The following is a 15,810-nucleotide window of genomic DNA, read 5'->3' as shown; positions in this document are numbered from 1 at the left end:
CCCATTCTAAGAGGAGCCAATGTCATGGATTTAAAGTACTATAATGAGGAGCCGTATGATGCGAAAGTGTCACGTACGGTTTTGAAGACGAGTCAGAAGAGGCGACTCTTCGACTTAGTTCAACAAAGAGCCTATAGTTCAATTTCTAGGTTTTACGATAAGTGTAAAAAACAAGTCCCTGGCAAAAAGGGTTATCCCAAGTTTAAAAAGTTTTCCCGGTCAGTTGAATACAAGACATCAGGCTGGAAACTTTCCCTTGATACCAAATCAATAAAATTCTTAGACAAAAAAGGAATTGGGAAACTAAAACTCAAGGGAACCTGGGAAGTGTGGCGTTACGACCAAAAGCTGATCAAGCGAGTTAGGTTAGTACGTCGAGCAGATGGTTACTATGTCCAGTTTTGTGTCAAAGCTGATCTTAAAGAATCTCTAGAACCATCACATACCAACATTGGGTTAGATGTAGGACTGAAAGAATTTTATACCGATTCCAAGGGAAACATAGAGCCAAATCCCAGGTTTTATCGCAAGGGCGAGAAGCGGTTGAAGTTTCATCAACGCCGAGTTTCTCGCAAAAAGAAAGGCTCATCTAGCCGTAAGAAAGCCGTTAATAGATTAGGCAGGATGCACCTTAAAATAAGTAGGCAACGTGAAGAACATGCGAAGAGACTCGCCCGTTGCGTAATCCACTCTAACGATGTGGTCGCTTACGAAGATTTAAGGGTGATAAATTTGGTCAAAAATCACTGTCTCTCCAAGTCTATTAATGATGCAGGTTGGTATCAGTTTAGAAAATGGTTAGAGTATTTTGGACGAAAGTTTGGTAGACAAACTGTAGCAGTCAATCCTAGCTATACTAGCCAAAATTGCTCAAACTGTGGTGAAGTTGTCAAAAAATCGCTATCTACTAGAACCCATACCTGTAAGTGCGGGTGTGTGTTGGATCGCGACCATAATGCAGCTATCAATATTCTAAAAAGAGCCTTGGGTACTGTAGGGCATACAGGAACCTGGATCATTGATCCGAACGCTTATGGAGAACTGTCCTCTACTTTTCCTGGCTCCGGCCTGGTCGAGCAAGACGGCTCTGTGAAGTAAGAATCCCCCTCCTAGACGGACGGGGAGTGTCAAATAACTCGGTTGGCAAAAAACGCAAACAACTCCGTCGAACGATAGGTCTTATTCCACTCTGGGAAAGACATTATACTCTGGTTAATGGCCAAAAGTAAAACGACCGCCAGAAGTAGCCGAGGTGACTGGCTACTCCTGGCGGTGGATTCGGGTCATCGCTAACCGCTACAACAATCTCAGAGTTGCTGGAGTCGGAGACCAACGCCATCACAACTCAGGTGCATTACCAATCCTTGATAATGTACTGCAATTAATGAACACCAAAGTCACTAGTTATCACCTTAACTCCACCTGCTGGTGCCCACTGATTAATAAAGTTGCTAATTCCGGCATTGGTAACAGTAAAACTACCATCACCTTCGGAAAAAGCCACAGGTATACTACCCCAACCTGGAGCTTGTCGTACCAGGGCGATATCGGTGCGATTATCGCAGTTAAAGTTGCCAGTTATCACCTTAACTCCACCTGCTGGTGCCCACTGATTAATAAAGTTGCTAATTCCGGCATTGGTAACAGTAAAACTACCATCACCTTCGGAAAAAGCCACAGGTATACTACCCCAACCTGGAGCTTGACGTACCAGGGCGATATCAGTGCGACCATTGCCGTTAAAGTCACCAGTTAAAACCTTAACTCCACCTGTGGGTGCCCACTGATTAATAAACTTGCTAATTCCGACATTAGTAACAGTAAAACTACCATCACCTTCGGAAAAAGCCACAGGTATACTACCCCAACCTGGAGCTTGTCGTACCAGGGCGATATCGGTGCGACCATTGCCGTTAAAGTCACCAGTTAAAACCTTAACTCCACCTGTGGGTGCCCACTTATCAATAAACTTGCTAATTCCGACATTAGTAACAGTAAAGCTGCCATCACCATTGGAAAAAGCCACAGGTATACTACCCCAACCTGGAGCTTGTCGTACCAGGGCGATATCGGTGCGACCATTGCCGTTAAAGTCACCAGTTATCACCTGAACTCCACCTGTGGGTGCCCACTGATTAATAAAGTTGCTAATTCCGGCATTGGTAACAGTAAAGCTGCCATCACCATTGGAAAAAGCCACAGGTATACTACCCCAACCTGGAGCTTGTCGTACCAGGGCGATATCGGTGCGACCATCGGCGTTAAAGTCACCAGTTATCACCTTAACTCCACCTGTGGGTGCCCACTTATCAATAAAGTTGCTAATTCCGGCATTGGTAACAGTAAAGCTACCATCACCTTCGGAAAAAGCCACAGGTATACTACCCCAACCTGGAGCTTGTCGTACCAGGGCGATATCGGTGCGACCATTGCCGTTAAAGTCACCAGTTATCACCTTAACTCCACCTGTGGGTGCCCACTTATCAATAAACTTGCTAATTCCGGCATTAGTAACAGTAAAGCTGCCATCACCATTGGAAGAAGCCACAGGTATACTACCCCAACCTGGAGCTTGTCGTACCAGGGCTATATCGGAATAAGCTTGAGCTGGTTTAGCCATTAAAGTAAAGGCTAGGGTTATAGTACAAATAATTGTACTTATACGCCTTACCAAGGTTTTCATGTTATTAACCTTTTAGTTTTGAAATGTTTAGTATTAAAACCAGAGTAATCTTAACATTGTTGTATAGTCCGGTCAAACAATCCCTTCGTAGAGTTTTTATCCCTATAACAATTCTTAGCTGTGTGAATAGCTGACAGCTGACCGCTGATAACTTACTATTCTTAACTAATATCTGTCAGCAAAAGATTCAAGTTTTCCACCGTTAACAGAGGCAAATTAGGATTCTCCGTACTACTCACATTTTCTGGATTGGAAAAGAAACTAAAACTAAATAGATATCGTCCCCTGGTTTGATTGGGGTTTTTCTGCTCCTGCCAATCGTCAATTTCTTGGAAAATATTTGTTCGCAGCTGTTGAGTCACTGTTAACATATCCGTGGAATCCCCAGACTTTTGAACCGTAAATCGAGGAGTTAGTAAAACAGGTAAGGAAGCTAATAGTTCTTCTTCATTACCAGTGGCGCTAGTATTGCTAGCTAAGGCAAAGGCATACTGACAGCTAATCCGAATATCATAAGGACGGTTAATCATAGCTGGGAGCAAGACTTTGAATAACTCTTCGAGATGCTTATCCAAGGCTTTACTTCTGGAATCGCCCAGGTCTGCAATATCCCAACGCTTATCATTAACTATTAGAGGAGTAATCCGATTCTTAAACCGGACTTCAGGAGTCTGGAAGATGAAAGCAGCATTGGTTTCCCGGCCATCAATCAAATTTTTATTGCGGGCGAGACGGATAGCACCCCAGGCATTTTGATAGTCCAACACATCCAAATTAGTTACAGTCACCTTACGGTCTGGTAATGCCGACTCCCCAAAGGTTTCTACCCCAGTTGCATCAAGCAATTTGGTGAAATCATACTCAATTGTTGTATAAGCTACTGTGGAGGAGTTAGTGGTGAAATCGTTTTGCCTGGTCTCATTTAACTCATACCCTGGTAACTCAATATCTAAGACTTGTTGATCAGTATCGGGAATATTGTTAGTGGGAGTGATGATAACTGTTTTGGTTTCTTGGTCAGCGGATAGGTTTTCATCAATGTTGTAGTGAACTGTCTCGCGAGATGCCTGTGCGATCGCAATCGGTTGCCAAATTTGCCATGACCTAGCCACGTCTTCTGCTAGAGTCGCAAAGGCACTGAGGGCATAAGCAACTGTAGTCTTCTCCTTGTCAGTAGTCTCGTTGTCAGAGGTTAACCCGGTTTCCAAAGTTTTGAGATCACTGGCTAGGGTTGGATATAGATTGTTAAACCGCACCAGGGTATCCAACAGTGGATCAATAGTATTGGTCGTATCGATAATTGTGCCAACACCCACTGGGTCCGCAATGTCTGCATTAACTGCATTACTCAGCACAAGGGTAAAGGTTTCATTATTTTCATCAACAACATCATCGCTGTTGACTGGCACCCGAATTTCTTTGGTGGTTTCACCTGGATCAAATTGTAGACTTCCGCTCGTTGCCGTGTAATCTCCTGGTGCTTCCGCAGTGCCATCCTGGGTTTGATAATCAACCGTAACAGTATTGTCAGAGGGAGGAGATAAGGTAATAGTGAAAACTGCTTCTACGTCTTGATTTTCTTCGGGTTCCTTCAAAGAGACATCATTAATGGTTAATTTAGAGGAACCATTGTATTCAATCCGGCATTCAATGGTATCTTGAGCCACATCGGGATGTTCATAGAGGAAAACATAATTCCAGTCTCGAATATCCTCAGCACTGAGAATCTCACCAGCAAAGCTGTCGGGGTCAGGAATTGCTGTATGGGAAATCAGAGAAGGAGGAAGGGGAAAATCTCGCAAAGGAATGGGAATTTGAACATCTCCAATTTGATTAGGCTCATCGTTGAGAGGTTGAATAAAATTGAGCCAAGAGGAGGTGGAATTAGTAGTATTAATCTTGTATTCCAACTCATTAACCTGATAGTTCAGATTAACCGCAATATCTTCGTAACGCTGAGGAGTTTGGGTATTAAAGAAAAAGGTTAGCGTAGACTTACCATTGTTGGCATCGCTCAGTTCAATTTTAGCTGGAGATAAGGTGAAATCTATCGATTGAAGCAGAGCTTGGTTTTCTGCGTCAGAAATAGTGGAGTTGGGTGTACTTTCAGGATTGGTGTAATAAGCCCCGTTTATCACTGGTTGCCCAGATAAACGAGGAATATCTTGATCAGGCCATTGATAGCGATCAGCGATCTCTACATCTACGTTATATTGAACAATGGTTTCAATGTCGTAAGCATCCGCTAAATTTGTCAGCAATTCCTTTTGGAGTGCTTCCACCGCTAAGGTTTGGCGAGTAGTATACTCTTCGGAAGTTGTATCCACAGAAGTCTTCAATACATGGGTCACATTTTTACTAATCGAATCGGCCAAACTTGCTTTGACATCTAAAATCCGCCTAAGCTGATCCTTTAAAATGCCCCTAAGCTCATCCTGTAAAGTGGAATCATCCACTTCAATAGTATCATTCACTGCAGGGATAGCTGTTTCCGGTTTCAGGATATCTTCAATAGCACGTAAATAGTTACGGGCTAAACCATTCAGGTCTACCGCATCCACTCGCACGGTTTCTGTTGAGGTTTGGTCAAGTCCACCATCTTGGGTGTAGCTGTAAAGGTTTACTTCCCCTGACATTAAGGTATTGCTCAAAGGCGCAGCGGAAAAGAAGTAGGGGAAATCCTCTTTGATATCGTAACTAATCCCGGTATCCCCCAGATGAACTGCCCACAGGGTATCACTGTTTTGAGGATTAGCATTATCAATATTCCCAGCATCCCTCCCCACTGCTAGCTTTAAGTTAGGTAGTGCTTGCTCAAATGCCTTGGCAAAGGGGTCAAGGGAGGCCAGGCGTTCACTAAACTCAGCATTTTCATCATCGGAGGAGCTGGTCAGCACAACGGTTTTGGGGGCAAAATAGGCTGATACTACCTCAGCTTCAGACACATAGCAATCCATCTCCTTTTCACACACATCGTCGGAATGCATCAAATCCTGGTTGCGTCGCATTTCCAGCTGTACGGTGACCGGGAAAAGTAAATCCGTTGGATACAGAAGACTATTATTGTTATCTCGGATGGTGAGATAAACCGTTGTGCTAGCTACTGCTGGGGGAACAATCCAATTTTGATTGGCCTCAATCAGATCCGATTCATTTTGGAGCGCCTCTGCTACTTCTGCCACAGTTAGGGGGCGTTGCGTACGCTTTTCTAACAGATCCACCGCTGTTTTCAGACAACTGAGGTCATACATGCGATGAATAATCTCCAATGATTCCTTTAAGGTGTCGATCAATACCTGATCATCGGTTTGACCATGGGCAGTTTTGATACGATCGATCGCATCCGGCACATCCAAGGTTTCAGGTTCGCTATGAACCGTTGATGGCTCGAATTGGGATTTAAGGTTACCTTCAGCCGCATCCGGCACATCCAAGGTATCAGATTCGCTATGAACCTTTGATGGCTGGAATTGGGGTTTAAGGGCATCTCCATCCTGCAGTGTTGCTTTCAAGATACTCAAAGAAGATTCACTATCATTGAGATCAAGTAAGGCCCGTAACGCAATGCGATTTGCCCCTTCCAAGTTCTCCAGTTGCTCATAAATAGCATTCACCGCCCCAATGCTTTGCTGGGCTTGACTGGCTTCGGCATCAATACTATTTTTGAAATTAACCAGGGTTTGCGCCCATCGAGAGGTGAGAGTGTAGAAGGTTTCCTCAGTTCCGGTCTCGATAGTTTGACTGATGAAAGCCGCTAACCGTTCTAAGTCGCTATTTCTAATCTTAGTCAGGGATTCCAAAACCGGACGGACATCGATAGCAGTATTGCCACTCAAGAGTCCGGCCAGGGTTTGGTTAGCCACCGCTACTGCTGCTGGGGTAATTTCCATTACTGCTGCTGGGGTAATTTTCGTTTCCATGGTACTGGTTAAGGTACTCAGGGATGTGGTTTGATCTGTGGATACCACTACTAGAGAGAGAGGGTTCTGTGCAGAAGAGGTATCTGAAGAGGTATCTAGGGTAAAGCGATCCGGAATGTAGAGAGTTGCCCCGGACTCTAAGGCTAAAGTGGGATTTTGAAGAGCAATATCCCCTGCTGTGGTTTGATCGGTAATAATTTGACTATCATCGGCAGCAGCAATAGCAATCATTTGCTCAAAGCTATCCCCACTGGTGACAGTGTAGTTAAACAGCACGTCAGCCAGGATTACATCCTCCGTACCAAATAACCCAGTCATATCGCTAACAGCAGCAGCAACCACAGCTAATTGACTATTGATCGTAGACACAGTCAGAATATCACTGATATTGCCCACCGCTTGTACCGTTTCCAACACCGTGCGATGAAGGTTGGTTTGTAGATGAAGCTGCTGAGTTAGGTAAGCAAGGGTGTTCCGTTGGGCCGGATCAGCAATGGTATACTCCAGGGCACCCACTTCAGCAACAATGCCCGATTTCAGCACATCGATGGCGCTAGGATCATCATCAGTAGTGGCAATAAACTGGTTCAGGGCAATGTGATATAGACTATCCTGAGCCTGGATGGTGTAATCAATAATATCGGGGATTGTTATTGTCGAACCTGCCACCAGTAAATCCTGGCGTTGGGCATTGGCAAGAATCACCGTTTCAACAGTTTCCGTGCTAGAGGTATTGGGGAATGCCGCTGCGATCGCACTCCAGGTCTTTTCAGTAATTATCTTGATGTCTACATTAAACGGAGTTGGTGTTGCTTCATCATTCTTGGTCACCGTGACCGTTAATGTTGTGTCCGTGGGGAAAATTTCCAGATCACGAATGGCCTGTACCACATCCTGGGATGCTGGTGGTGCTAACAGACGGTCTCGAAGAGTGCCCAACGTCTCGCCATCCTGGGTTGTGCTATTATTATCCAAGGCTGAAACCGTAACCCCTGCCAGCAATACCGTCGATTCATTCTCTGCAATAATCTCATTGATCCGGTCAGTCGGGATCTGGTCAAACTCCAGATCCAGGTCAGCATTTTCCAGCTGCAATACCCCATAGGCAATTTCTTCTAGGGTGGCGTTTAGGGTAACGTAATTGTTGACGTGGGATGATTCTAGACCCTTGATCAGGACACCATTGGTTAAGGTTTCGGTGGTATTTAACTCTTGAGCAATGGTTTGTAGCAGGGTTTCGATAGTAGTAGTGCCGACAAACTGGTTCAGGGCAATGTGATATAGACTATCCTGAGCCTGGATGGTGTAATCAAGGCTAATATTGGCCATTTTTATGGTTATTGTGGAACCTGCCACCAGTAAATCCTGGCGTTGGGCATTGGCAAGAATCACTGTTTCAACAGTTTCCGTGCTAGAGGTATTGGGGAATGCCGCTGCGATCGCACTCCAGGTCTTTTCAGTAATTATCTTGATGTCTACATTAAACGGAGTTGGTGTTGCTTCATCATTCTTGGTCACCGTGACCGTTAATGTTGTGTCCGTGGGGAAAATTTCCAGATCACGAATGGCCTGTACCACATCCTGGGATGCTGGTGGTGCTAACAGACGGTCTCGAAGAGTGCCCAACGTCTCGCCATCCTGGGTTGTGCTATTATTATCCAAGGCTGAAACCGTAACCCCTGCCAGCAATACCGTCGATTCATTCTCTGCAATAATCTCATTGATCCGGTCAGTCGGGATCTGGTCAAACTCCAGATCCAGGTCAGCATTTTCCAGCTGCAATACCCCATAGGCAATTTCTTCTAGGGTGGCGTTTAGGGTAACGTAATTGTTGACGTGGGATGATTCTAGACCCTTGATCAGGACACCATTGGTTAAGGTTTCGAAGGTTTCGGTGGTATTTAACTCTTGAGCAATGGTTTGTAGCAGGGTTTCGATCAGCTGGTCTTCCTCTAAGGCGAGTTGTGCGATCGCAATCGACTCGAAGGTATCCCCATCTTGAACGGTATAGCTGAGGGAATTACCAGCGCTATTGTAAGCAATAATCTCACCAACCGCTAATAAATCCGCCGTTTTTGCATATTCCGTGACAATTTCGTTGACTTTAGCCTCTTGAGTGCCGTAATCTTTGTTGAGCTTGGTTGCGATCTCATTTAAGCTGTTTTGCTTAACCCGAATACCGACAGGAATCTGAATATTTTGAGGACTGGTGAAAATACCACTAACTGCACTATTACTATCCCCTAAATCTCCAATATCACAGCCATACTGATTAGCAACGGATTCCAGGTTTTCAGTGTTACCAGCAACTGTATAGGTAAATTGCTGCAGATATTCCAACGTGACCAAATACTTATAGACATTATCCACAAAGCCCGTGAAGGCGGCACGCTGATCAGTCAACTCCTGCCACTCCTGCTGCTGGTCAGGGGTGGGAATCACCGATGTACTCACCCTAAACGTCAAGTTGGAGTCATGAACCTGATAGTAAATTTGTTGATAGGTGGCGCGGTCAGTTTTAATCTGATCCAGTACCTCAGTGAAAATATTCCCAGGAGTGGGAATATATTTAGATTGGTCTAACACCAACTCCAGAATCAAATTAGCGGTCTTCTCATCCTTGCTGGTGATCTGATAGCTTTCACCCACCGACGGCCATTGATTGATTCCGAAAATCGGGTCGAAATACCCTAATTTTTGGCTAATACCTTCTGCAAAGTCCCCATCACTTCCTAAACGATTGCCATAGATATCTTGCCAGCGAAAATCCAACGTAAAGGTATCTCCAATGCCGTAATAGGGATTGAGGGTATCCTTGAGAATTTCCGGTAATGCTTGGGATGCTGTGATGGCGGCGGTGCTTAAGGCATAAACCGGCAAGACTTTTTCATAGACCCATGTTGTATTATCCTCATTCTCTTCAATCGGTCCGATCGGTAGACGGTCTTGCTCGGTTTTAAAGTCAGCTGCTGTACTGGGCACCTGATAACTTAAAAGCTGATAGAGGTTTTGAATCTCATCGGTAGCAGTCTCATTGTTTTGAGCTTCAATGGCTGTACGGGTCAGTCTAAAACCAAGATTTCCCGCCGGAATCTTCAACACATTAGTTGTTTGACTACTGGTGGCAAAAATTTCGCTGACATCATCGAGTGTACTGTACTGGGAATGATCAGATGGAATATTAAGGCAGTTGTGATACCTAGCGGGAGTGCTGCTAAAGGTCATTAACAGAGTGACCTGAGCCGTGTCCCCATCAGCAAACAGAGAATCTGGTAAGCCCTTTTGCTCATTGTTTTGTGTATAGCTATAGTTGAGGTAATAGCCTTCACTATTTACAACAGTGCTTTCCTGTACCAGTGTTAGGAATGGTAGGAAGAAAGTTGCATCATTATCTGTCTCTAGTGTCACCGTACGATTATCCCCAGAATCTAGGGATAAATTCGTCTTCAGCATCAAGACTTCAGCACTGCCATCACGGGTCAGAACTTTCGAGTCACCACTGTCATCCAAATACAACAAGGTCAAGGTTGTAGGAGTTTCGTTTGCTGTCAGAATATCTTGCAGCAATTGCCGACTAGCGGTTTCAATCCTTTCAATAGCGTATACCGTGGGCAAAAATCCGCTTCCATCTGAGGTGGAGACTTGGCGGATTTCCAAGGTTAATTTAGTTGCCCAAGTATATCCCGCTTCAATCTCCGCAGTATCTAACGTTTCCCTATCTTGAACTTGCTGCTGATTGTATAAAAGGGTTAAGTTGTATAAAAACTTAAAGCTAATCTCATCAGACTTAGACTTGAGATAATCACATAACCCAGAAGGAAGTTCCCACAGCAAATTGTCACTATTTGCTGCATTGATAGATTCATTCCAGTAAGTTTTTTGGCGAATAGTGTATTGCTGGTTAGTGGGATTGTAAAACTCCAGCAGTGTTGGAGGAGTTGTGGGCAAAATTCCACTGGTTGCTGCCTCATCAAGCTGCTTAATAAGCGTAATGGTGTTGTAGGGAGGATCACTATCCGGGAAAGGGTAATTAAGTTCAGGGGTTAACGTTGTACTATTACTGTTCTCACTTGGATCATCAATTAGTCGAATCCAAGTCAAAGTATCCGGTTTAAATAACCGGATTTCATTGGGGCTAATCGTTACCGTCTCACTATCCCCGTCTTTTGTGGGAGCAGTGCGCGTAACTGTAACAGTAAATTGTTGTCCTGTAGCAAGATAAGCAGCTTGTTGTCCATTAATAGTTGTAGTGTTATCTTCTGTAGTGTTATCTTCTGTAAAGGTGGGCATTCGCAATCCATGCAACAAGAATCGTGAGGTCATTCCCGCTAAGGATTCGAACGACTCACCTAAATTATTTAATAAATTGCCTAGGGTAATCTGGCCATTTTCATCAAACTCCTCATCATTTTGATCTTGATCTCTGACATAATCGATGCCAAGCTGCACCGCAGAGCGAATAATTAAGGTGAAGTAGTCAATAAATAAAAGTTCAGCGATCGCTAACTCTGCGGATGCATCGTTGGTCGGTATTTGTCCCAGGACTTCTTCTGTGCTCTGGTTATGGTTATAGTTGGAGGATTGAAAATAAGTTTGAATCGCCTTGATTTGAGCGGGAGAATATTTCGGCCTATCAAAATAAACGGTATTGAGAACAGTATCAGCACCATCCTTTAGTTCCATCTGAAGTTGAGGAAACATCGGGAAAAGGGTACCACTAATTTCCGTCTTATTATCGATGGGGCTGTCGGTGATATCAAAGATAAAATTGGTAGACAAGAATCGAATCAGGGGTTCCCAAAACTCATCCGCCGGTTCTTCGTCTAAGTAGTTAACGAATAGGGTATAAACATCTTCTAACAATTCCAAGCTTAAGACTTGATCATCAACATTAACAGCACTTGGGTCGATAGTTAAAGCATTACGCTCACTATCTGATAAGTAGGCATAAATCACCCATTTGAATAGGGCTTTAACTAACTCATCAAAGTCCGTATCATTATTAGCATTGGTAGAAGTATCATCATCATTTAAGGGAATCGAGTTTTCCATAAACAATAACCCGATACCACTTACCCCTGTTTCGGTCTTAGTAAAGGACGGTTGAAAATAAATATCGAGGCGAAGCTTGCCGTCTTTTACAGTGTCCGTGCCCACGTTTCCGGGCAGTGCTAGCTTAATTCCCGTTGTGCCATCATCCCATCGCAATGACCGTCCACCAGATGTTTCAGTAGTGACATTTGTAGTAGTAGCATTTGTAACTGTTCCTGTGCTACTAATGGTCTGGGCTTTAGCAAAAGCAAAGGAGCGATTAGCCCTAGCATTTTTCTGCATTCGAGGGGGACGCACGGTTTGAGCACGGGCAGTAAATTCTGGCTCTGGGGGAGCTATGGCTCCCCCAGAGTCAGGAGCGAGTTGCCAGGGTGGTGTGCTATCTGAACCGAGGACAAATTGCTCCCGCACGGTTAATTTAAACTTAAATCTGATCCGGACAAAGCCAATCTTGACCGATGCTTTGACAGAAACCGTAGCCACCAGAGCCACCTGAATCGCTTTGTATACCTCCACCACAAACAGCACCGCAGCTTTAACCAGGACTTCTATATCAACCTTAATGACCTTAAAGTCCACGACACCATAGATGCGACCAACAATGGCTACACCACCCTGAATCTGGTAATAGGTGGCCTTTTTCTCATTAGTATCGGTGGGATTATAGGTAGCAAACACCCCTTGCAAAATCCCATGGATGGTAATGCTGAATTCGGCGCGCAGAGGACCTTTATTGATAATTTTCCCCAACCCGACCTGTAAGCCAATGCCAAATTCCAATACCGGGTCAAAGGTGCCACTAACAATGTCGGGAACACTGGTGGCTGTTTCTGCACTAAGTTTATTGAAATAGAAGCCCCCTAACCCTAAAAAGATGCCGACATTAACAGCAATGGATCTCGAAAAGTCACCACCCCAAGGGAAGCCCACATCGATACCAAAGTCCCCATTGGTATAGATTTCAATGGCAACCACTGGCAGGGTAATATGAACAGCACCAAAGTCGATATACCGCATGGTGTCCGGTAAAACCAGCTCACTGCGATAGACCCCGACAGTGTCACTAATGCGGCGATAGAGGATTTCAAATTCAAATCCAGCAAAACTCTGTACCGGGGGTCCCGACAAGCTAATGCGCAGCCCATAGATAAAGGGATCGTTGAAAATTACACTGATCTCAATGGAACCCAAAATCACAAATTGGGCACCAATTAACCACCCACTCTCTGCACTAAACTGTATTGGCTGACCTGAAAATTGAATTGGTTGAGTGGGGTCAGAACTGACGACTGAGGGTAAGGACTGTTGCAGAGCTGTGAGGGGATTTTGCCGCCGTTTAATAGGGGGAAGGGGTACCAAGGTTTGGCGCATCACCGTGGTGAATTGCTCAATAGTACGAGCTTGCTGAACAATTTCTGGTGCAAAGGCAACCCGTTGTCCCAAAGCCAGGAACTTCAGCTCGAAGATCGGGGCTTTAGTGCTGGGCACTTGTGGGGGATTTTCATTGACTGGGTCCCACTGAACTCGCTTTTTGGGTTCTCCAGGAATACTTAAGTCTACTGCGATCGCTATTTTCTTATTGGATGCTGTTCTGGCATTATTTTGTTGGGTACTAACCTGAGATGACTTAGTCCCAAACTGGTAAGACAGCCCCACATTGGATACCTTAGCAATCAAGACATTCAAGGTAGCCTTGTAGGAAATGGTGATGGATTTATCGGTTAGGTCTATCTCCAGACTAAACTTATCTAGCGCTATCTCTTCTTTAGCAAATTCATCCCAGGGTGGATCGAGTTCAAAGTCAATAATGCTGGAGTCATAGACGCTGACAATATAGGCAATCAGGTCACCAATGGTGGGATTCTTTCCACTGACCAAACTAACGCTAAACCGCAACAGTTTACGATTATTGATATCGGTATTGATATCGGTGTAGACTGCGCTCAACAACAGGGTACTGATTTGGAGTTGGAAAATTAACTCACCGGTACGATTTGCCAGGGCTTGGGATGAACGACCAGAGCTAGAGGTGCTACTGGTTTGGCTAAAGGTATAGATAACCGAGAGTTGTAAGGTATCGAAAAAGGGAATCGAGGCTTTGACCGTTCCTGCGATCGCGCCTTTTAGGGTCGTAGAGGTTCCCCCGGATCTATTACTGGAGGTTTTGGAAATTTCAATCGCTGCTTGGATTTGCAGGGTTTCTTCCCCTGGCACTAAGGCAATGCCAGTATCCCAATCCATGGATCCGGTGAAGGTATAGCGGGATTCGACGATTTGGGTACTATTGTCTTGATAGCGGGTTTGTTGTAGCGCAAATGCCAGGGAAACTACTAAATCCCGCAACCCATAATCGAGTTTATCCTGGGAAAATCCAAAAGCTTTGATAACTTCGGTAATGCTGATATTTTCAGCAGTGGCAGAAAATGCCCACTGACTGGCAATTATGCCACTCTGTGACGAAAATTGATGGGCGACCTTAACCGCAAATTCGCCACCAAATAACTCAAACAGCCCCTCAAATGACAGTTTTCGCTGCTGGGAGAGGGATTCTGCCGTATTCTGTTGAGTGCCATTGGTTGAGCCAGAAGATTTGACCGATGACACTGACAGAGCAAGCTGTTTGATCGATAAGGTTGGCCCCGAATCGAGGGTAATCGACCAGGCATTTTCAATAGCAGCCTCAAAAGAAAATGCCCCTTTATCTGGTCGCAATTCCACCGCCATTTTAGTAATGGCTAAGTTCTGAATCGAGTCTGGTGCATCTAATTCTGGAATTAATTCTTCCAAAAGCGCCACGACATAAAGTCGCTGTCCAGCAATCATACCGCCCTGATAAACCGTTACGTTGCGGTCTTCAATTTTCTCCAGGATCAAATTGACAGTTTCACCAGCAACGGTTAGCTCGGAGATCATACCAAAGCTAACACTGGTTGTTCTTTGCACTATTGCAGTCATCGCTCGATTCAGAAATATTACTAGGCAAAAATGGAATTATCGAAAGTCAGCGGTCAGTGGTCAGTTATCAGTGGTCAGCCGTGAGCTAAAAGCTCACGCTACGCGAACAGCCGTGAGCCGTGAGCTAAAAGCTCACGCTACGCGAACAGCCCTCAGCTTATTTTATTTAAAAGCCAAGTGGCACAGGCTTCGACGCTGTGAAGCATTAGCTGATAGCTGATAGCTGATTGCTGATTGCTGATAGCTATTCTTCATTACTGATTTTGAAATAGACCCCCTTTAATTTAAGCTCTAATCCGTCAATTAATTGACCTGCATCATCTTGCCATTCTGCTGATAGTCCAACGGTATATGCTGTTTTATCTTTTTTTACTACTGTTGTCGTCTGATTATTATCAGTCACAGTTTCATTGGCAGTAGAACCTGGAATTCTGACATGAAATTCATCCACATATAAACCAGCTTCTAAAACGAGATCAGCAGCATTCTGTAAGACGGTAATCTCTGGTAAGTATTCGGACTTGATCGTGCCATTATCATTCAGAAAGGGAGCCGTTGTTTCCTCTTCCTTAAGTGCTCCTAGTGTTTTTAAAATACTGTTAAGAGAACTACCCACTGTACCTAAATATACTCTCTCCCCTGCCGGAAGTTCAACTTCAATTCCCTTTTCTCTAAGCTCATCAATTGCATTTTTAGGTTCTAGGGAAATTGTCTTCCCAGCCAGTTCTAGAGAAACACCAAAAAATACTTTAGTATCTGACATTTTTTTGCTCCTTATTCAAAAATAGTTAGTTTCAACAACTATCAATTTACAACAATTAAATTAGACATTTCGCTTTTTATTATATATCATATATCCAATAAAAAGTAAACCTAAAATTTATTTTTTTATTGGGCAATAAAACTCCGGATATCTTTCCCATATTGCCTCTTGCCTTGGGTGCATCTCATTTTTGCTCTTTGACACGGTGGTGCGTTACGGGGCGGGCTATCCAAAGCCTGGCTACGAGGCGGAAAATGAGGCACCCCTAACGCACCCTACGCAACTAATTTTATTGGGCAATAAAACTCCGGATATCTTTCCCATCTTGCCTCTTGCCTTCCCCTCCTGGGAGGGGTTAGGGGTGGGTTAATCTTGCCTCTTGCCTTCCCCTCCTGGGAGGGGTTAGGGGTGGGTTAATCTTGCCTCTTGCCTATTGA

The 15,810-nt window shown here is 44.5% G+C and carries 6 protein-coding genes; 3 read left to right on the top strand and 3 right to left on the bottom strand.

Annotation, left to right across the window (positions count from 1 at the left end):
- The coding region (locus F6J99_RS28620) for a transposase (protein ID WP_293117788.1) at positions 1–1,098 on the top strand (1,098 nt) is incomplete at its 5' end.
- 283 nt (positions 1,099–1,381) lie between these two features.
- Here F6J99_RS28620 and F6J99_RS28615 read toward each other — a convergent pair.
- Complete coding sequence (locus tag F6J99_RS28615) at positions 1,382–2,620, bottom strand: VCBS repeat-containing protein (RefSeq protein WP_293117785.1); 1,239 nt, start codon at positions 2,618–2,620, stop codon at positions 1,382–1,384.
- 224 nt (positions 2,621–2,844) lie between these two features.
- Positions 2,845–14,598, bottom strand: a complete 11,754-nt coding sequence (locus tag F6J99_RS28610) for a Calx-beta domain-containing protein (RefSeq protein WP_293117783.1) — start codon at positions 14,596–14,598, stop codon at positions 2,845–2,847.
- An 82-nt stretch (positions 14,599–14,680) separates the two neighbouring features.
- Between F6J99_RS28610 and F6J99_RS28605 the strand changes: the two genes are divergently transcribed.
- The gene (locus tag F6J99_RS28605; RefSeq protein WP_293117780.1) at positions 14,681–14,830 is read left to right on the top strand and encodes a hypothetical protein; all 150 of its coding nucleotides are present in this window, start codon (positions 14,681–14,683) and stop codon (positions 14,828–14,830) included.
- A gap of 24 nt (positions 14,831–14,854) precedes the next feature.
- Here the strand turns inward: F6J99_RS28605 and F6J99_RS28600 are convergent, their stop codons facing one another.
- Entirely contained in the window at positions 14,855–15,373 is a 519-nt protein-coding gene (locus F6J99_RS28600; RefSeq protein WP_293117778.1) for a hypothetical protein, read from the bottom strand.
- Between the two features lie 190 nt (positions 15,374–15,563).
- Between F6J99_RS28600 and F6J99_RS28595 the strand changes: the two genes are divergently transcribed.
- A complete protein-coding gene (locus F6J99_RS28595) occupies positions 15,564–15,743 on the top strand; it encodes a hypothetical protein (protein ID WP_293117775.1) in 180 nt (59 codons plus the stop codon).
- Positions 15,744–15,810 lie beyond the last annotated feature (67 nt).

This window comes from Moorena sp. SIO4G3 (assembly GCF_010692305.1).
Lineage (GTDB): Bacteria > Cyanobacteriota > Cyanobacteriia > Cyanobacteriales > Coleofasciculaceae > Moorena > Moorena producens_A.
Note: the sequence above shows the minus strand (reverse complement) of the source record. Positions and strands in the feature narration are given on the sequence as shown.

What these genes read in the sequence shown, in the direction of transcription:
- F6J99_RS28600 (WP_293117778.1), bottom strand. Translation starts at nt 15,373, where the DNA reads ATGTCAGATACTAAAGTATTTTTTGGTGTTTCTCTAGAACTGGCTGGG.
- F6J99_RS28615 (WP_293117785.1), bottom strand. Translation starts at nt 2,620, where the DNA reads ATGGCTAAACCAGCTCAAGCTTATTCCGATATAGCCCTGGTACGACAA.